Source organism: Maribacter chungangensis (assembly GCF_042676845.1).
GTDB classification, from domain to species: domain Bacteria; phylum Bacteroidota; class Bacteroidia; order Flavobacteriales; family Flavobacteriaceae; genus Maribacter; species Maribacter chungangensis.
Genome location: NZ_JBHTHY010000003.1, coordinates 604,482 through 623,831 on the forward strand (window position 1 = coordinate 604,482; position 19,350 = coordinate 623,831).

A 19,350-nucleotide genomic window follows, 5' to 3' on the forward strand; every position below is an offset into this window, starting at 1 on the left:
TAAATAAAAATTTTAATTATGAAAATTAACTGGGGAACCGCAATCGTACTTTCTTTTATCGCGTTTATCAGCTTTATCCTATACTTTGTGATTCAGATGAACGTGGACCATAAAGCCAATCATGATTTAGTAACGGAGGACTATTACAAGGATGCCTTGAATCATCAGACCGAGATAAATGCCGAGGTAAATGCCAACAGGCACGAAAAAGTCACCCTTGAAAAAACAGGAGAAGGATTGATTTTACATTTTCCTTCAACCATCGATTTTAAAAAAGCAAAAGGAACAGTGTCCCTATATAGACCATCTAATAAGCAATTGGATTTTGACTTACCCGTAAGTTTATCCGACGCAAATTTGCTCATACCTGACAAACGTTTGTTAGATGGTCGCTGGGACATTAAAATAACCTGGAGCCATGATGGCGAAGATTATTTACAAAAGGAAAGTATAACGTATTAGATGTGAGACGTGAGATGTTGAATATTACGTCCTCCCCTTTTTTTCAAGAGGAGATGCCGAAGACGGAGGGGTTTCGTCAGGAAGCAAAAGTTCGTAAAATGTGCTAAACCCTTGAAATAGCGGGCTAGAATAATGTGCAAGGAACTTCTAACGAAAGTATTAAATTGTTGAAAAAATAAATTTGAAGTCGTGATCTTAGCGCTTAGTAAATCTTGCCTATGATAGGTTTGGAGTCTAAAATCTAATATCTAAAATCTAACTATGTTGTTGTCGGCCATTTTATTGGGATTTATGGGAAGTCTGCACTGCGTTGGCATGTGTGGCCCCATTGCATTTATGCTTCCGGTAGATAGGCAGAATCCGTTAAAAAAAGCAGGTCAGGTAGCCCTGTACCATTTAGGCAGGTTGTTTTCTTATGCTATCATTGGATTGGTTTTTGGTCTTTTGGGCAAAGGGCTCTATGTTTTTGGAATGCAACAAAAACTGTCTATTGTTATAGGAGCCTTAATGATTATATTGGTACTCATACCTGCAAAAACTTTTGCCAAATACAATTTTTCCAAACCTGTCTATAAAATTATATCAAGGGTCAAGAGCCGCTTGGGCCAAGAACTCAAAAAGAAAACTCCAGATACTTTTTTGACTATCGGAGTTTTAAACGGATTCCTTCCCTGCGGATTGGTGTATATGGCGCTTTTTGCCGCCATTGCCATGGGAGATGTTGCCCAAGGGAGCCTGTATATGGTTTTGTTTGGATTGGGAACCGTCCCTTTAATGACTACTGCCGTTTATTTTAGCGGTTTCTTAAAGGGCGGTATGAAACAGAAAATCCAAAAATTGATTCCGGTATTTGTTGTGCTTATGGGAATCCTATTTATCCTTAGGGGGCTTGGATTGGGTATTCCCTATGTATCTCCCAGTCCGGTATTGGACTCGGTTTCGGCACAAATAGAATGTCATCCATGAAATAGGCTATGAAGATAATCCCTAATGATATCGTTCTAAGACCCAGGTTCCAATTGGAGCTTTCTGGAGATAAGGAACTAATTTTGGGGGCTTTTGAGCAAGCGCAAAAACCACCTATCGTTGTTAAACGGATGGAAGATCATGTTTTTATCAAATTCGATAAAAAGGAGACCAACTTCTGGACACCGCAATTACAGTTGGAAATTAACGACATAGACGATAGGAACTGTAAATTGTATGGGCTTTTTGGCCCCAATCCTACCTTGTGGACATTTTTTATGTTTTTGCATTTTGGAGTGGCTACCCTGTTCATTGTTCTGGCAATATGGGCTTATGTTAGTGCAAGCTTGGACAAACCTTATTTTTTTCAAACAGTACTCATGGTGCTGTTAGTGCTAACATGGATAGGACTATATATCTTTGGCCGGTTGGGGAAACGAAAAGGGAGGCCGCAGATGGAAGTGTTACACACCTTTATGATGGAGGTTCTTGTAGATGAATAGCAACGGATATGTGAGCTAATAGGACGCAAATCACCATGGGCAGACTACGGCACCCAACGTGTTCTAGTACCGTATGCTCTTAAAATGTGGGGTTTGAATCGAGATAAAATACCACTACCAATGGATGAAGTTAGGGTTTTGATTAAAAATAGGACAGATGTTTCCCTCTTGGTTAGGACCTTTTATGCCAAAGTAAGGCAAGAGAAGGTTTTGGGCCCCATATTCAACAGCAATATTACGGACTGGGAAGCCCACCTAGAACTGTTGACGGATTTCTGGGAAACCCAACTTTTTTTAAAACGGCTTTATCACGGCAACCCCGTTACCGCCCACCAGGAAGTGGACGAAAAAATGAACCATAGCATAACCTCCGAACACTTTGGGCTGTGGCTGAACCTATGGTTTGAAACCATAGACGAGCTATTTACGGGAGATGTAGCCTGGATCGCCAAGAACAGGGCACAAAAAATGAGTACAATGTTGTTTATGAAAATGTTTGAGAATAGGAAGTAATTGTGCCGTGTAATTTTAAGCCTATTGTACTGTTTTCAATTCAACATCCTAAACTCGTTCGGCGAATGCCCTGTTTTTTGTTTGAACAACCGACTGAAATGCTGCGGATATTTAAAACCCAGTTCATACGCTATTTCACTGACCGATTTCGAAGCATCGAACACCTTTTCCTTGGCCACTTCGATCAACTTGTTTTGAATGTATTCCTGCGCCGATAGGCCAGTTTCTTTTTTAACCAAGTCCCCAAAATAATTGGAAGACAAGTGCAGCCGTTCCGCAAAAAAGCTCACCGATGGCGTACCGTGTTTTTTGGGGGTATCGGATGTAAAATAGTCGTTCAACAGCGTATCAAATTTCTCCAATGAACCTTGATTCTCAAGTTCACGGGTCAAGAATTGGCGGTCATAGAACCGTGTGCAATACTCCAAAAATAGCTCTATGTTGGCCACGATCAATTTTTTGCTGTGCTTGTCCAGGTTCTGTTCCAGCTCAAACTGTATTTTTTCGATCAAGCTCAGAATCACTTTGCGCTCTTTTGTGGAAAGGTGCAGTGCTTCGTTGCTGGAGTAAGAGAAAAAACTGTAGCCATGTATCTTTTTCCCCAATTCAGTGCCCCAAAGCAAGTCTGGATGAAACAGCATGGCATAGCCCTTGGGCACGTAATCGGGGTCAAAACCACCCAGTTCTATCGTCTGTCCGGGCGCCATAAAGACCAAGGTACCCTCGTCATAATCGTATGGTTTGCCCCCATAATGTATTTTGCAGCCCTTGGCATCCTTTAGGAAAACGGCATAGCAATGATAGCGAAAGGCATCATAGGGTTTGTTGGTATATTTGGTCAAGTCAATTTTATCAAAATCCAAAATGCTCACCAAAGGATGCAACACTTCATAATGCCGCAGTTTGCAATAATCCGATACCGCCCTTATCTCTAAAACGTTCTTCATTTCAACGATAAATTTAACTAAAGATAGAGCATTGGTTTCCAGTAAATCAAATGGCAATTACAAAATCCGTAATTCTGGTAGGTTTATCCGTAATCTGGGTAGTGTATGGCCAGGCCCAATGAGATACTTTTGGGTATCTTAAATCTGCGAAGCGAACTAATGAAATTTCTTGCAATCAAAATAATACGAGTAACCAACCGGTTTCTTTTTAAAGGGGTGGTCATCGGTTTGTTCTTTACATTCCCCAAGATGATTTGCGCCCAGGAAAAAGAAACTTTTCTAGATGAGGTTCAGGGCACCCTGAGCGTAACCCATAACGGCATTGCCCTGGTACCATCTTTTTCATTGGGCGAACCTGCTTTGCTGGTCGATTTGAAATTTAGAAAAGGAAAGTTCAGTTTTGAGCCCGATATGCGGTTTGCCTTGGAAGGCAAACCGTGGTCCATGTTGTTCTGGTTTCGCTACAGGGCCATTGAAAAAAAACGGTTCAGTCTGCGAACGGGTATTCATCCCGCCCTTAATTTTAGGACGGTACCAGTAATTCGCAATGGAGCCACGGAGCATATTCTGGAATCGCGCCGGTACCTGGCAGGGGAGCTGGTGCCCAATTACAAAATATCCGATAAGGTGAACGTTGGAATGTACTACCTTCACGGAAGGGGATTTGATGAAGGGGTAAAACAAGTGAATTTTTTGGTGCTGAACGCTACGTTTAGCGAAATGCGCCTATCGGAAAAATTACAGCTTGCTTTTACGCCACAGGTCTATTATTTGACCTCGGATAATGACAAAGGCTATTATACGGCCGGTTTTTTGACGCTTTCGAAAAAAAAGTTCCCCCTGTCCCTCACGGGTATCGTAAACAAAGCCTTTGCCACAGAAATAGCACCCGAAGATGATTTTATTTGGACGGTTTTATTAAACTATAAAATTTTATGTGCATCGCGAAAAATGATGCGCCTCATAGAAAATTGATGAACTTTAAAACAGGATGGAAATGACCATTTTAAAACTTTGTAGGTACGTAGCTTTACCAATGTTTTTGATGCTGGGCATTTCCCATAATAGTGGCCATGCCCAGGACAATGCCTTGGCCCAAGAATTGAGTGCGTCCGAAAAAAGCATCACAACCATTGCGTCACTTACCGCCAAAGGTGATCTGGCGAACCTTGAAACGGCCTTGGAAGATGGTCTGGAAGCGGGTCTGACCGTCAACGAAATCAAGGAAGTGCTTGTCCATCTCTATGCCTATTGCGGATTTCCGCGAAGCCTTCGGGGACTGCGAACTTTTATAAAGGTTTTGGATCAGCGCAAGGAAAAAGGAATCCAGGACACGCCAGGTGCGGAAGCCACGGTCATGGATGACGCCCGCTCCAAATACGACCGGGGCAAAGAAAATTTGGAAACCTTGATACAACGAAAATTGGATGGCCCGCCAGCGGATTATGCAGCGTTCGCCCCCATTATCGAAGTCTTTCTAAAGGAGCATCTGTTCGCCGATGTTTTTGAACGCGATGTGCTGGATTATAAGCAGCGGGAACTGGTCACTGTTTCCGTGTTAGCTACCATCGGGGGCGTGGAACCCATGCTGCGCTCGCATTTGAACATCTGTTTATCCCAAGGGTTTACGCCGGAGCAATTGGAAGCGTGGGTGTCGTTAGTGGCTAAAAATGTGGACAAGCCCAAAATGGAATCGGCCAAGGAAGTCATGAACGAAGTATTGGAAACTAAAAAATGAGCAATATGAGATTTGAAAATGGGTTACTTGTATTTTTTATAATGGCGTTGCTGCTTTCTTGCAAGGAGCAGAATACTACAAAAGAAAGAGCAATGGGAATAGAAGCTGAGGTTGTAGAACCAAAAGCACCCCTATTATTTTCCAAAGGGAACAAAATAACCAACGACAATTTTACAGGCACGGCCTATGTAAGCATGCTCGTGCGTGCAGATAGTTTAAACCAAATGTATGCGGGCAACGTCACTTTTGAGCCGGGCGCACGTACCCACTGGCATTCCCATCCCTCGGGACAGATTATTTTGGTGGTCGATGGCAAAGGGTATTATCAAGAAAAAGGAAGCCCCAAACGGGTTTTGCAAAAAGGCGATGCCGTAAAATGCCCGCCGAACCTGCCGCATTGGCATGGGGCCAGTACCGACAGCGCATTTATTCAATTGGCCATTTCAAGCAGTGCAAATGGGCCAACGGAATGGCTGGAGGCCGTTTCGGACGAAGACTACCTTAAATAGAACGCAATGGACCAGTGAGCACGTTACAACTCATCTCACCGCTCGCACTAGAAACTGCGACTGGGTTATAGAACGATTAATTTAATACACCATATAACTTTTAAACACACAGAAATGAAATATTTAGTAATCACAATCTTTTTGAGTCTAATAAGTGCGTCATCTTTTGCGCAAGGCATCGAAGAGCAAATAAAAGTACTATCCCAACAAAAATGGCAATGGATGGCCAATAAAGATGTGGATAAACTGGCATCTCTTTTCCACGACAAATCGAAATTTGTGCACATGAGCGGTTCGTGGAAAAAGGACCGAGAGCTGGAAATCATAAAAACGGGAAGCATTTGGTACAAAAATGCCGAGGTACATGATGTCGCTGTAGAAACGTTCGGAGACGATACCGCCATACTTTGGAACCGTATTACCCTCACTGCACATGTTAGGGGAAATGATGTAAAAAACGAGTTTACCGTAACGGAATTCTATAAAAAGGAAGCAGGCGATTGGAAATTGTTGGACCTGACCTTTAGCAGTGTACGGGATACCCATAAAATTGAACACTAAAAAATAGGATGATGAACAGTAAACTGATTTTAGGCGTGCTGATTGCTTTTTTAAGCGCACCAATGGCTATGGGCCAATCCAAGGACATTGAAAAGGAAATAACCGAACGCTCTCAACAAAAATGGCAATGGATGGCCGATAAAAACGCCGATAGCTTGTCCGTACTTTTCCATGACAAGGCCAAGTTCGTGCACATGGGCGGTACTTGGGGAAAGGATCGGGAGGTGGACATTATCAGGAGCGGCGGCATTCACTACAAAAAGGCGGATGTGCATGAGGTCATGGTGGAAGTGTTGAACGAAAACACGGCCATCCTTTGGAACCGAATTACGCTCCTGGCCGTTGTTGGCGGAAACGAGGTAACCAATCCCTTTATGGTTACGGAAGTCTATGTAAAGGAAAATGACAACTGGCAATTGGCCGATCTTACCTTTAGCAAACTTCTTACCCGGGATTAGATGAATTTAGTACCATGAAGTTAACCGTCTCCATATGCTTCCTGTTTCTTTCTATTGGCTTAGCCGACCTAGAGGAGGAAAAGTTTGGCGCAATTGCAAATTGCCAAAGTCCCGAAAGGACATTGATACGCTACCTTTCCCGCACCAACAATACCAAGGCAGTTGCCGAAATGATCCAAAAAGAAGTCGGGGGCGATTTGGTGGCCGTGGAATTGCAGAATCCCTATCCGGAGGATTACGATGCCATAATAAAACAAGTGGCCGAGGAAAATGAAAGTGGATTTTTGCCTCCCTTGCAAACGAAGGTGGATATGGCGAAATACGATACCATCTTTTTTGGATTTCCTACGTGGGGCATGCAACTACCACCGCCCATGAAAAGCTTTTTGAACGAAAACGATTTGAAGGGTAAAACAATCATTCCCTTTAACACCAATGCCGGTTACGGATTGGGCAGTAGCTTAAAAACAATACGGAAACTGAGTCCCAAAAGCGCAATTTTGGATGAATTTTCGGTAAAGGGCGGAGTGGAAAGGGACGGTATTCTATTTGTGATGAAGGGAAAACGAGAAATCCAGGTCAGGGAGGCAGTTCAAAAATGGCTGAAACGAATACTAGTGGTAAAGGATTAAATACTGTATTTTAAAGAAATGAAAATCGATAATAACAATGGTATGAAAGATTTAGGTTTACATAATTTTTGTTTAATAGTACTATGTAGTATGATGACCGCTACTGTTTCCGGCCAAAAAGAGAAGTCCGATAATCAAGCATTCGAATTGGAAAACATGATGGTCCGAATCGCCGAAATTGAAGTGGAAGCGGATTACCTTGATGAATATGTTTCCATCTTGGAAGCCGAAGCGGAAGCCTCCGTAAGATTGGAGCCAGGGGTCATCTGTATCTATCCTATGTTCCAAAAAGAACATCCGACCCAGATCCGCTTGTTGGAAATCTATTCGGACAAGGCCGCCTATGAATCGCATCTGCAGAGTCCGCATTTCAAACATTATAAAGAGTCCACGCTCCCAATGGTAAAATCATTGCAATTGGTGGATATGGAGGCGATCGACAAAGAAATCATGACAAGTATCTTCAAGAAGATGAATAGGGACTGAGGATTGGAAAAAGACATTTGACTATAAACAAATTAACATAAAAGGTACAGTATTTAAATTCCTAAATCACATAAAATCAGTAACTTTAAGACAGTCTCTAAAACAAAAATATTATGGCAAACTTCACGCTGAATATCAACGGAACCGTACAAGAGGTGGATGTAGACCCCAACACACCGATGTTATGGGTACTGCGTGACCACCTGAAACTTGTCGGCACAAAATACGGCTGCGGCATCGCGCAATGCGGGGCCTGTACCATCCATTTGGGAGACAATGCGGTACGCTCCTGCCAATTACCGGTATCCTCGGTGGCCGAACAGAATATCACTACTATAGAGGGGCTATCCAAAAATGGCGACCATCCCGTACAAAAGGCCTGGTTGGAAATCGATGTCCCCCAATGCGGCTACTGCCAGGCGGGACAGATCATGACCGCCTCGGCGTTGCTGAAACAAAATCCGAATCCCTCGGATTCCGAAATAGAAAGCGCTATGAACGGGAATATCTGTCGTTGTGGAACGTACATAAGAATTAAAAAGGCCGTTCAACTAGCTGCAGGTACCGAAACCAATTCCTAATTCTAAAAATACAGCATCATGACACGCGTAAAAACAAACATAGGAAGAAGGGCCTTTATCAAAAATACCGGTTTGGCAAGTGGCGGTTTGATTATAGGTTTCAGTTGGTTAAACTCCTGTAAGCCGAAAGCAATACCCGAAGAGGATATGGCTTTGGAAATGCCCAAGGAATGGTCCGAATTCAACAGTTATATTAAGATCGGTGAAAACGGGGTCGTGACCCTGATGGCACCAAATCCTGAATTTGGATCCAATGTAAAAACCTCATTGCCGATGATTTTGGCCGAGGAACTGGATATTGATTGGAAAATGGTCATCGTGGAACAGGCCAATTTCCATCCCGAAAAATTCGATCGCCAATTTACGGGAGGAAGTCAGGGCGTACGTAGGGGCTGGCCCGGACTTCGGGTGGCAGGGGCAACCGCACGCCAAATGTTGTTGCTGGCAGCAGCCCAAAAATGGAACGTGCCGCTGTCCGAATTAACGACGGATATGGGAACCGTATTTCATGAAGCCAGCGGACAACAAGTAAGTTATGGCGATTTGGCTGCTTTGGCCCAAAATATCACGCTACCCGAAGATGAAGAAGTGCCGCTTAAAAAGGTAAGCGACTTTAAAATAGTAGGCTCCTCAAAAAAGAATGTCGATACCAAGGACATCATCACGGGGAAGCCCTTGTTTACCATGGATTTACAAGAGGAAGGTATGTTAACGGCAATGGTAGCAATTCCGCCCTTTGGTATGAAAATTAAATCCGTAAACGCTTCCGTAGCCAAGTCCATGCCGGGCATTAAGGATGTGTTTACCATAAAAACATTACAAGAGGATTACGAACGAAACTTTTTTGATACCGCTTCCCATACCGAACTGGCCGTAGTGGTAGGAAACAGTACTTGGGAGGTATTACAGGCAAAAAAAGCATTAAAAACGGAATGGGAGGAGATAACGGATTCCGAATTCGTGATGGCGGGTTTCAGGGGGGGCAAAACCACGGTCAAGGTGCCCGCAGGTCTGGAAAGTACGGAAACCCACAATCTTAGAATGGAAGAAATGTCCCAAAAAAAAGCGGATGTATTGCGCAGGGACGGAAACCCGGAAAAGGCTTTTAAAAATGCCGATAAAATTTTGGAACGCACCTATACGGCACCCTATTTGGCCCACAACTGTATGGAGCCGGTCAATTGTTTTGCCCATGTTACAGAAACCGAGGCCGTACTTTATGCACCCATTCAGGCTCCCGAAATGATTTCGGGCACCTTGGCCTCAAGATTGGAACTTCCAGAGGAAAATGTACACATCAACCTTACCCGCATGGGAGGCGGTTTCGGTCAACGCGCCTATGGCCACCATTTGGTGGAAGCGGCCGTAATCTCCCAAAAGATAAAAGCTCCGGTTAAACTCATGTACACCCGTGAGGATGATATGACCTGCGGAATATACAGGCCTACTTACACGGCAACCTACCGCGCTGCTTTGGATAAGGATAACAACCTGATCGGCTTTCATGTTCGCGGGGGCGGTATTCCGGAGCATCCGGTCGCTGCCAATCGTTTTCCTGCCGGAACGGTGGATAATTATTTGGCCGAGGGATGGGCATTGGAATCCAATATAACCATTGGGGCATTCAGAGCGCCCCGTTCCAACTTTATCGCAGGTGCCGAACAATCCTTCTTGGACGAGCTGGCCGAACTGATGGGAAAAGACCCCATCGATTTCCGTCTGGAACTCTTGGAAAGAGCCATTGAAAATCCAGTTGGAGAAAATAATGATTACGAAGCGGAACGCTATGCCGGTGTTTTAAAACTGGTGCGGGAGAAATCAGGATGGGATACCGGCGAAAAACCAGGAATACATCGAGGGGTTTCGGCCTATTTCTGTCATAATAGCTATGTGGCGCAAGTCCTCGAACTGTCCATGGACGGGCAAACCCCGAAAATGGAAAAGGTAACGGCGGCTATTGACTGTGGCATCGTTATCAATCCTGATTTTGCCATCAACATGGCAGAAGGGGGCATTGTAGATGGTATAGGAAATGCCCTGTTCGGGGAAATGTCGTTCACAAATGGAGTTCCCGATCATAAAAACTTTGATACCTACCGCATGATTCGATATAGCGAAGCACCGAAAACCATAGATGTCCATTTTGTACAGAACGAAATCGACCCAACGGGATTGGGCGAACCGCCTTTCCCTCCTATTTTCGGAGCCTTGGCAAACGCTCTATTTAAAGCTACGGGACGGCGCCATTACCGACAACCATTTACGGTCGATAAGCCGCCATTGGTGGGATAACTCTTTAGATCTGAACCTGTCAAGTTGAAAACCTTTGAGGTGGATATGAAAATCATGGTCGCTGGAACCATGCCAAAAAGCTTCAAGAAATTTTGGTATTGAGTTTCAAATAAAAAAGCCAATTTTAAAGGATGAACTATAGGAAACATATTAGAATAGATTCCGAAATCCGTTTTGGAAAGCCGATTGTAATCGGGACTAGAATCTCGGTCTATGATGTATGGAACAGGCTTTCGAACGGAATGAGCAAGCAAGATATTATTGAGGATTTTCCGGAACTGAACGAGGAAAGGATAAATGCTTACCTGGCATTTGGGGGCTGATTATCGATAAACATAAGATCGCCATTTTCTTCTGTTAAGACCGTTAGCGCAAATTGCCCCATAAAAGGTCAATTATCGAAACCACTAAAAAAGACCAAGATTGGGACACTTTAGGAAAAGAAAAACCGCTTTGCCGAAACTTTGCCTAAAAACGGCCGTTTTATAGAACAAGCAGTACTTAAAAACGCTACATCAATCGAAGTAGTTCCAAAAGAATTGTGTGTCCGTGCAAGAGCTATTTTTAGTCAATTTCATCCTTCCGTATTACAAGAGTAAACGATTAAAATCATTAAAAAATAACATTAGTAGAAGTTGATAAAATAAAAATTATCTTACTTTAGCAATCGTGAAAAATAAAATGCACATAGTAGCAGGAATTTTGGCACTATACATGTTGTCATTACCCATTGCTTTGTTTTTTCACTCTCAAACGCATGCACAGAACATTACAAATATCGTTCAAAGCGATTTTGACGATATAACCACTCAGGGCAATTCAGAATGTCAAATCTGTAGTTTTTACTTTGATCAACAACTGTATGTTCAAAGCTCTTTTGAGTTTCAATTAGACTTTCCCACTTACTATTTTGATCAAAGCATAGTAGAAATACTTTTTGTTGTTTCCCGAGAGCAGCAGTATCAGCGAGGACCTCCCGTAGTCTAACATCTTTCCTTCGTATAATGAATCTTTGGTTTCCTATGGTTGCCAAGAATTCTGAGGTATGCGTCCAATTGCAATGTTGGGTGCCCTATTTATTATTCACAATTTACATAGTTTCAGATGTTAGAAGCAATCAATCTTACAAAAAGATATGGTGGGCATGAAGCATTGAGCGATTTGAACCTTTCTGTTGCTCAAGGTGAAATATTTTGTTTACTCGGTCAAAACGGTGCCGGTAAAACCACCACAATAAATTTATTTCTCGGTTTAATAGGCGCTACCAGCGGTAAGGCCCTAATCAACGGTGTTGAGGTAAAACCGAATAGCAATGCTACCTCAAAAATGATTGCCTACATACCTGAAGTGGTACAATTGTATGGTAATCTTTCAGGATTAGAAAATCTTGATTTTTTCAGTCGAATTGCTGGGTTTCGATATTCTAAAGATGCGTTGACTGGGTATTTATTGAAAGCGGGGCTTCAAGAAACCGCACATAGCAATAAGTTAGCTTCCTATTCCAAAGGAATGCGGCAAAAGGTCGGTATCGCCATTGCACTTTCCAAAAATGCGGACTTCATATTCATGGATGAACCCATCTCTGGTCTTGACCCGAAAGCTACAGTGGAATTTAGCGCAATCTGTAAGGAGTTGAGCCAAATGGGAAAATCCATCTTCATGGCGACGCATGACATCTTTAATGCTGTAAACGTAGGTACAAAAATCGGTATTATGAAAGAAGGTCGTTTGGTGTATACATCTGAAACGAACGCCATTAATGCCAACGAACTACAAGATCTCTACTTAAAAACAATTTAAAAACCTAAGAATCGAAACCATTGAAAACAGCATTTCCCTTCAAGGGGGTATTATTTTTTAATCGGATGGATTTCAAGGTTACAATCAAAATAAAACACAAATGAAAATCATAAGAATTCTATTCATAATATTCCTTTTTTGTTTTACAGGAAACATCTACGCCCAAACCATAGTATCGGGTTCAGTTACTAACCAAGAAGGCAACCCGGTTTTCGGAGCGACCGTGTCCCTGACCAATACAGACAATACTTTCGGAGTGCTTACAGATGGAGACGGTGCCTTTGAACTAATTGTGCCGCAAGGCTCCTACGATTTTGAAGTTCGTTATTTGGGTTATGCATCCAATCAGCAATCCATTGATGTAGATTCCCCTTCTACAGTCAAATTAGGAGCAATCGTATTAATCGAGGCTGCGGAAAACCTACAAAATGTTGAAGTTATAGGAAGAGCTCGAACCGACTATAATAGCGACTATTCATTTTCGGCAACCAAGGTCGCCATCAAAAATAAAGAACTACCGCAAGCGATAACCTCCGTAACAAAAGAATTGATGACAGACCGCCTAGCTTTTCAACTGCCAGATGCAGTAAAAACGGTTAGTAATGTAGCGGTTACAGGCTTATACAATCATTATAATATTCGTGGTATTACTCAAGGAGATGATGGGCAAGTCCTGAACGGGATGCGCACCCGCCAATATTATTTTCTACAACCCATTACCTCACACCTTGAACGTGTTGAAGTCATAAAAGGACCATCATCCGTAACTTTTTCAAGTGCAGACCCAGGAGGTACCGTAAATATGGTGACTAAAAAACCATTAACTGAAAAGCGTAGTGAAGTTTCCTTAACAACCGGAAGTTTTGGAACCTTAAGAGCTACAGCAGATTTCACCGGACCTTTAAACCCATCAAGAACCTTGCTATATCGCTTTAATGCCGCTATTCAAGAGGCAGATTCATTTCGGGATGTTGTAAACAACAATGCGATTTTATTTGCACCGTCTTTAAGTTATATCCCCAATGAAAGCACATCACTTAACGTAGAGATGATTTACAGCGATGCGGAAGGTAATTTAGATAGGGGCCAACCCATTTTTGGAGCTATAAATGGTGAATTTGATTTGAATAGTACTCCCATTACAAGAAATGTCGGTGCATCAAGCGACCATTACAAAAACAAAGAATTTATTTTCATGGCCAACTTTAGTAAAAAGTTTGGGGACAACCTAGGTTTCAATGCGCAGTACATGAAACAAACTTGGGATGAGGATCTGGCCGAACATAGAGTTGGGGGCACCGTGGTCGATATTGAGGGTAATGTGATTCCTACCCTAGCACGATTGCGATATGATGAGAGACAACAATTTTGGGAAACAAATAATTTCAGCACCTTCTTTACCTATGATATCAAAAGTGATAAGATTACCAATAAAATATTAGTTGGCTATGATGGTACGCGTTGGGAGCGAAAAATCGGAGCCGGATTTCTACGTGCCAGAAGATATTTAACTGTCGAGGGAGGTCAGTCTAATTTTGACCCTGATAATGCTGATAATTTTCAACAAATTGTTGTTGACGGTGTCACGATACCGAAACCTGCTGCAGCTTTTTTTGATTTAGAAAATCCTTTTAACGGTGCTAGAAATGTTAATGATTACGGTCTTGCACAATTATCAATTCCGGCAAATTTATCGACCTCCGATGGTATCTATCTTCAAAACCAATTTAAGGTGGGGAAATTTTCAGCTTTACTGAACTTAAGGTACGAGTGGTTCAATGACGTCTTCAATTATAAAGGAGATGAAGAGGAATTTAAAACGAGTGCTTTTGTGCCGAGAATAGGTTTAACCTATGAGATTACGAATGATATAAGTGCATATGCAACGTATCTAGAAGGATTTCAACCACACACAAATACAGTTTCATTATCACCAACTGCTGAAGGTTTCTTTTGGTCTACCTCACCAAGTAGGTTTGACCCTCTAGAAAGTAGCTTAACAGAAGTTGGTGCGAAAGGGGAGTTCTTAAACGGAAAATTATTTGCCAACCTTGCCATTTTTAATATTACTCAAAAGAATATTTTACTGGGTGACACCTATGATTTAGATAACCTGACCACACGAGGTGAACAAAGAAGTACCGGTTTTGAAATGGATATATCGGGTTACATATCACCAAACTTTCAACTTACGGCATCTTATGGTTTCTCAGATGCAGTAATTGTAGAAGATGCTATAGTAGCGTTTATTGACCAACCCATTGGAGGAGCTCCAAAACATAATGCTAATTTCTGGGGCCGTTATGATTTCATGGGTAACACCTTAAAAGGCATTGGTGTAGGTTTTGGTGCTCAATATATGGCCGAAAGATTTACCTGGTACAATCCTACTTACGATACGAATAGGGTATTATTACCAAACTACACCGTTTGTGAAGCGGCAGTTTTTTATAAGCCGAATAATACAGGTATTCAATTGACACTTAAAATCAATAATCTATTTGATGAAACCTATTGGTTGGGTGGTCTTAATCCTTCGAGATTAGGCCCTGGAGCTCCAAGGAACTTTTTGCTAAATGCAACTTATAAATTCTAAGAATCATTAAAGCTCAACCTGTCTACTAACTAGGCAGGTGGGTCTTTTATGAAAAGTACAACCACGAATAGCAACATCAGATAGTTTGGCAAACTACCTCGGGGCAAGCCCACGAGGTATTCGCAGGAAAACAACCTTTGGGTTTCGAGGCAAGCCTCGGAACATTTAAATCTCGATTATCGAGTAAATTTGATATAAAATGAAAAAGGCAAACATCTTTCTATTTACGAAATATTTCCTTAAAAATGCTTTTAAGGCGAAAGTCATTTATGCGATGTTGATGATTTTTATCCTGCTGACTGCCTATGCGTCGGTTAGTGGTATTCATAACTATTCGGAACAAAATGCGATTCGGTTGGAACATCAGCAGAAAGCACGACAAAGTTGGGAAGCCAATCCCGATAAACATCCACATCGTATGGCACATTTTGGTTCTTTCGCTTTTCGTATGAAACAACCGCTGAGCATGTTCGACTATGGTATCGAAAGTTTTACGGGCAATGCCGTTTTTTTGGAAGCTCATAGACAGAACAGCGTCAATTTTTCTGATGCCGGATTTTCAACAGGCACCCTACGTTTCGGAGAGTTGAGTATGGCCATGCTGTTACAATTGGTATTGCCCTTGATTTTGTTTTTTCTAGGATTTTCTGTGGTGGCTGGCGAGCGCGAAAATGGCACCTTGAAAATACTCTTGTCACAAGGTGCACAATGGAAAGAAATTTTACTCGGGAAATCCCTAGGATTGTTTGTTCTAGCACTTTTATTCTTTGCACCCATTGTCTTGACTACTTTATTTTTTTTGTTTTTTGGGGATAGTAGTGCTATCCCATCTGATTCATTGCTACGTTTTTTATTGCTGTTCTTGGGGTATGCACTCTTTTTGCTCATTTTATGTTTCATTACTATTGCGGTATCTACCACGTCAAGGTCATCAAAAAATGCACTGCTTACTTTGTTGGGCATTTGGTTGTTGCTAGTGGTATTGGTGCCAAAAACTTCGCAGGCAATAGCAAGTTCCGTATATCCTACCCCTTCAAAATTGAGTTTTCAATCGGCGGTAGAACGTGATGTTATTAAAAAGGGAGATAGCCATGACCCTAACGACCCTTATTTTAAAAACTTGAAAGATTCGGTTTTGGCTGTTCATAAGGTTGATTCTGTAACTCAACTTCCCTTTAATTATGGTGGTTTTGTAATGCGGGAAGGGGAGAAAACAAGTGCCAAGCTTTACAAAAAGCACCATGATAGTTTGATAAACGTGTACAGAAAACAAAACAATATTAGTCGGTTTACTGCATTATTAAATCCGTTTGCTGCCATTAAGACCATATCCATGGCCTTTACAGGAACTGATTTTAAAGGCTATGTAGATTTTCAAAATCAGGCCGAAACATATCGATACCAATTGGCACAGGAAATGAACGAGTTGCAAATGGAATATATAGGGGCTACAGTAAATAGTTCCGAAGGAAAAAGCAATGTTGTCGGACATGAACATTGGGAGGAATTTGCAGATTTTGAGCATCAAATGCAGCCTTTGAAAAGTTCAGTAAACGAAGCCTCGTTAGGTATTTTCTCTTTGTTAGGCTGGCTATTGTTCTCCTTTTTAGGACTAGGCTATCTTTCTAAAAAAGCAAAAGCGATATAATCATGTACAGACTTCTATTTTTACAGTTTTTAAGGTCGCGGGCGGTTATCGCAAGCGTGGTTCTCATCTTAATATTGGGCGCGATAAGTATCGGCATAGGCCATCAATTTTTATCCCAAAAGAAAGCTGCTATCGAACAGGTCAAAAGCCATCAAAAAAGCCATATCGAACGAAATGTGGAATTACATAAAGACGATTTAGGACTTCTAATGTATTACCTCAAATTCGCTTTTGTGAACCCTCCGAATCATCTTGCCGGACTTTCGATCGGCCAAAGCGATATCAACCCAAATGTACAGCGAATAACCATTAAAAATCTGGAAGGTCAACGATACGATACCGATTTGGTCAACCCCATGAATTTACAGTCTGGTAATCTCGATTTATCCTTCGTGTTGATTTACCTTTTTCCACTTTTAATCATCGTTTTTACCTTCAACTTATTATCTGAAGAAACTGAAACCGGAACTTGGCGTTTGGTTTCCGTACAGGCACCATCAAAACTAAAATATCTATTAACAAAGTTATCCGTACGGATGATACTGATATATGTTGTTTTAGGGATATTGCTTACCACGGCGAAAATCGCACTATCGATTCCGTTGGATACTAATTTTATGATGTTCGTCCTCCTATCTTCCTTGTATGTTTTATTTTGGTTCACGCTGTGCTTTTTCGTCATAAACTTTAAAAAGAATTCTGGGTTCAATGCCGTGCTGCTATTATCAGTTTGGTTGCTACTACTCATATTGTTTCCTGCAGGAATCAATGCTTATGTAACCAACAAGTATCCAGTTCCGGAAGCTTTGAGTACCATGATAAGTCAACGTGACGGCTACCACACTAAATGGGATACCGATAAAAAAGAGACCCTGAAAAAGTTCTACGACCATTATCCACAATTCCAAAAATTCGGATACCCGACAGAGGGCTTTAACTGGACATGGTATTACGCCATGCAGCAAATGGGTGATGATGAATCACTAAAAGATACAAGGGCGTTTCGCCAGAAAATAAATGAACGTGAAAATACCAGCAAACAATTATCCGCATTTTTACCAAATATGCATTTGCAATTGGCATTCAATGAACTTTCAGGAACCAGCCTACATCAACATTTAAACTTTTTAGATGCTACTGGTGATTTTCATGAAGAATTACGTTTGTTCTTTTACCCGTCAATATTTGAGGAACTATCCGGGGACAAAATAGATTGGAAACAATTTGAACCAGAATACTTCAACCAGAAAGTAAATCATAGCAGTTTGGGAACGCTACCTCCCTTGGTGCTAGCTTCCATTCTAATGTTTATATTGTGTACAGTAGTAGCGAAAAAGCTGTAGTGAGAAATACTTTTTCATTAACATGGTAATTTTAATACATTGGTAATGCAACAACAATTAATCCAGGACTAAAATCATTCATAATGCCAAAATTTATTTTAACAGCTTTAATGCTTTTTTCCTTTCATACATTACTAGGACAAGATAACGTTCAGGATATAGTTTCAAGCGACACAAGACCCCTTAAAGAAAACATTCGTATTGGATTCCAAGATTCTCGCAACAACCAAACCTTCTTGCCGGTATCCATATTGAAAGGAAAAAGCGAAGGGCCTGTTTTTACAATTATAGCTGGGGTTCATGGGTTTGAATATCCACCTATTGTGAGCGTCCAAGAGCTCTTAAGAGAAATAGATATAGATAGCTTAAGTGGGACTATAATCATCATACCTATCGCAAATACAGCTTCGTTTTATTCACGGACCTCCATTGTCAATCCGAATGATCAAGTGAATCTAAACGGTGCATTCCCCGGTAAATCGACCGGTAGTGTTACTCAAAAAATAGCAGATTTCATTACTACAACGATAATACCCGCGAGCGATGTTTTTTTGGATATACATGGTGGTGGTGTCAATGAAGACTTGATACCGTTTGCACTTTTCTACGATAATCAGAATTATCCACAACAAACAAAAAAGGCTAGAGAACTTACGGAGATTAGCGGATTTGAATACGTGGTTTCATATCCTTTCACTCTAAGGGATGATGAACCAGCAAAATATGTTTTTAAACAGGCTAGTCAAGATGGCAAAGTGGCGCTTAGCTTTGAAAGCGGTAAATTGGGCAATGTACAGCAAGATGCAGTAAGCTTCATAAAAAACGGGGTGTATAATATGCTTGGCAATATGAAAATGTATAACAAAGGAACTGGACCAAGCCCCAGCCTTATTCAGCTTAATAATCCAACGTACATAAACTCAAATGAAAAGGGTATTTTTTACAGTAGTTATAAGGCTGGTGATGCTGTGAAAAAAGGTGATGTCGTAGGTTATATCACTGACGAATTTGGTGAGAAACTCGAAGAGTTCAAGGCTGATGCGTCTGGCATCATTTTGTATAAAATTTCAACACCGCCGGTAAATGTTGATGATACTTTAATGTGTATTAGTTCTGGTTTATAAAGAGTATTCAATATGCTCAACATAGCAAAACATAACGTAGAAATACTGATAATTTCTATTAAAAATTTGTATAAATCATAAACTGACCCTTAAGAAATTGTCTTATTCAAGTCTCATTAAACCAACTTTTTATGGAACTCTTGCAACTTTTCCCCCTCTTTCTTTTAATGCCCTTTTTGTAGCTCAGGTTA

20 protein-coding genes are annotated in these 19,350 nt (G+C 41.4%); 19 read left to right on the forward strand and 1 reads right to left on the reverse strand.

From position 1 onward, the window contains the following. The first annotated feature begins 18 nt into the window (after nucleotides 1-18). From ACFQZJ_RS02550 to ACFQZJ_RS02565, 4 genes are all read left to right on the forward strand, one after another. Nucleotides 19-462, forward strand: coding sequence for a FixH family protein (locus tag ACFQZJ_RS02550; protein ID WP_379932068.1), 444 nt, complete (start codon nucleotides 19-21; stop codon nucleotides 460-462). A gap of 261 nt (nucleotides 463-723) precedes the next feature. Further along, entirely contained in the window at nucleotides 724-1,428 is a 705-nt protein-coding gene (locus ACFQZJ_RS02555; protein WP_379932069.1) for a sulfite exporter TauE/SafE family protein, read from the forward strand. Nucleotides 1,429-1,436: 8 nt separating this feature from the next. Next, nucleotides 1,437-1,931 carry a GTP-binding protein gene (locus ACFQZJ_RS02560; RefSeq protein ID WP_379932070.1) on the forward strand — a complete coding sequence of 165 codons (495 nt, stop codon included), beginning with the start codon at nucleotides 1,437-1,439 and terminating at the stop codon, nucleotides 1,929-1,931. A gap of 120 nt (nucleotides 1,932-2,051) precedes the next feature. Beyond that, a complete protein-coding gene (locus tag ACFQZJ_RS02565) occupies nucleotides 2,052-2,444 on the forward strand; it encodes a group III truncated hemoglobin (protein WP_379932071.1) in 393 nt (130 codons plus the stop codon). A gap of 35 nt (nucleotides 2,445-2,479) precedes the next feature. Here ACFQZJ_RS02565 and ACFQZJ_RS02570 read toward each other — a convergent pair whose 3' ends face one another. Next, a complete protein-coding gene (locus ACFQZJ_RS02570) occupies nucleotides 2,480-3,391 on the reverse strand; it encodes a helix-turn-helix domain-containing protein (RefSeq protein WP_379932072.1) in 912 nt (303 codons plus the stop codon). A 159-nt stretch (nucleotides 3,392-3,550) separates the two neighbouring features. On the opposite strand from ACFQZJ_RS02570, the gene ACFQZJ_RS02575 reads away from it, so the two are divergent. The 15 genes from ACFQZJ_RS02575 (at nucleotide 3,551) to ACFQZJ_RS02645 (ending at nucleotide 19,159) form a co-directional block, all read left to right on the forward strand. Beyond that, entirely contained in the window at nucleotides 3,551-4,366 is an 816-nt protein-coding gene (locus ACFQZJ_RS02575; RefSeq protein WP_379932073.1) for a hypothetical protein, read from the forward strand. Nucleotides 4,367-4,388: 22 nt separating this feature from the next. Continuing rightward, complete coding sequence (locus ACFQZJ_RS02580; RefSeq protein WP_379932074.1) at nucleotides 4,389-5,129, forward strand: carboxymuconolactone decarboxylase family protein; 741 nt, start codon at nucleotides 4,389-4,391, stop codon at nucleotides 5,127-5,129. A gap of 5 nt (nucleotides 5,130-5,134) precedes the next feature. After that, the gene (locus ACFQZJ_RS02585) at nucleotides 5,135-5,638 is read left to right on the forward strand and encodes a cupin domain-containing protein (protein ID WP_379932075.1); all 504 of its coding nucleotides are present in this window, start codon (nucleotides 5,135-5,137) and stop codon (nucleotides 5,636-5,638) included. A gap of 114 nt (nucleotides 5,639-5,752) precedes the next feature. Next, the gene (locus ACFQZJ_RS02590; protein WP_379932076.1) at nucleotides 5,753-6,199 is read left to right on the forward strand and encodes a nuclear transport factor 2 family protein; all 447 of its coding nucleotides are present in this window, start codon (nucleotides 5,753-5,755) and stop codon (nucleotides 6,197-6,199) included. Between the two features lie 8 nt (nucleotides 6,200-6,207). Then, nucleotides 6,208-6,657, forward strand: coding sequence for a nuclear transport factor 2 family protein (locus tag ACFQZJ_RS02595; RefSeq protein WP_379932077.1), 450 nt, complete (start codon nucleotides 6,208-6,210; stop codon nucleotides 6,655-6,657). 14 nt (nucleotides 6,658-6,671) lie between these two features. After that, nucleotides 6,672-7,289: a flavodoxin family protein gene (locus tag ACFQZJ_RS02600; protein WP_379932078.1), complete on the forward strand. Its 618-nt coding sequence runs from the start codon at nucleotides 6,672-6,674 to the stop codon at nucleotides 7,287-7,289. 18 nt (nucleotides 7,290-7,307) lie between these two features. After that, entirely contained in the window at nucleotides 7,308-7,775 is a 468-nt protein-coding gene (locus ACFQZJ_RS02605; protein ID WP_379932079.1) for a putative quinol monooxygenase, read from the forward strand. A gap of 113 nt (nucleotides 7,776-7,888) precedes the next feature. Next, nucleotides 7,889-8,356 carry a (2Fe-2S)-binding protein gene (locus ACFQZJ_RS02610; RefSeq protein WP_379932080.1) on the forward strand — a complete coding sequence of 156 codons (468 nt, stop codon included), beginning with the start codon at nucleotides 7,889-7,891 and terminating at the stop codon, nucleotides 8,354-8,356. Between the two features lie 18 nt (nucleotides 8,357-8,374). Then, nucleotides 8,375-10,648, forward strand: a complete 2,274-nt coding sequence (locus ACFQZJ_RS02615) for a xanthine dehydrogenase family protein molybdopterin-binding subunit (protein WP_379932082.1) — start codon at nucleotides 8,375-8,377, stop codon at nucleotides 10,646-10,648. Between the two features lie 131 nt (nucleotides 10,649-10,779). Next, complete coding sequence (locus ACFQZJ_RS02620; RefSeq protein ID WP_379932084.1) at nucleotides 10,780-10,971, forward strand: DUF433 domain-containing protein; 192 nt, start codon at nucleotides 10,780-10,782, stop codon at nucleotides 10,969-10,971. 781 nt (nucleotides 10,972-11,752) lie between these two features. Further along, nucleotides 11,753-12,448, forward strand: a complete 696-nt coding sequence (locus ACFQZJ_RS02625; protein ID WP_379932085.1) for an ABC transporter ATP-binding protein — start codon at nucleotides 11,753-11,755, stop codon at nucleotides 12,446-12,448. A gap of 100 nt (nucleotides 12,449-12,548) precedes the next feature. Beyond that, complete coding sequence (locus ACFQZJ_RS02630) at nucleotides 12,549-15,044, forward strand: TonB-dependent receptor domain-containing protein (RefSeq protein WP_379932087.1); 2,496 nt, start codon at nucleotides 12,549-12,551, stop codon at nucleotides 15,042-15,044. A 199-nt stretch (nucleotides 15,045-15,243) separates the two neighbouring features. Then, on the forward strand, nucleotides 15,244-16,692 hold the full coding sequence (locus ACFQZJ_RS02635; protein WP_379932089.1) for a DUF3526 domain-containing protein: 1,449 nt from the start codon (nucleotides 15,244-15,246) through the stop codon (nucleotides 16,690-16,692). 2 nt (nucleotides 16,693-16,694) lie between these two features. After that, the gene (locus tag ACFQZJ_RS02640) at nucleotides 16,695-18,035 is read left to right on the forward strand and encodes a DUF3526 domain-containing protein (protein WP_379932090.1); all 1,341 of its coding nucleotides are present in this window, start codon (nucleotides 16,695-16,697) and stop codon (nucleotides 18,033-18,035) included. A gap of 83 nt (nucleotides 18,036-18,118) precedes the next feature. Next, nucleotides 18,119-19,159, forward strand: coding sequence for a succinylglutamate desuccinylase/aspartoacylase family protein (locus ACFQZJ_RS02645; RefSeq protein ID WP_379932091.1), 1,041 nt, complete (start codon nucleotides 18,119-18,121; stop codon nucleotides 19,157-19,159). Nucleotides 19,160-19,350 lie beyond the last annotated feature (191 nt).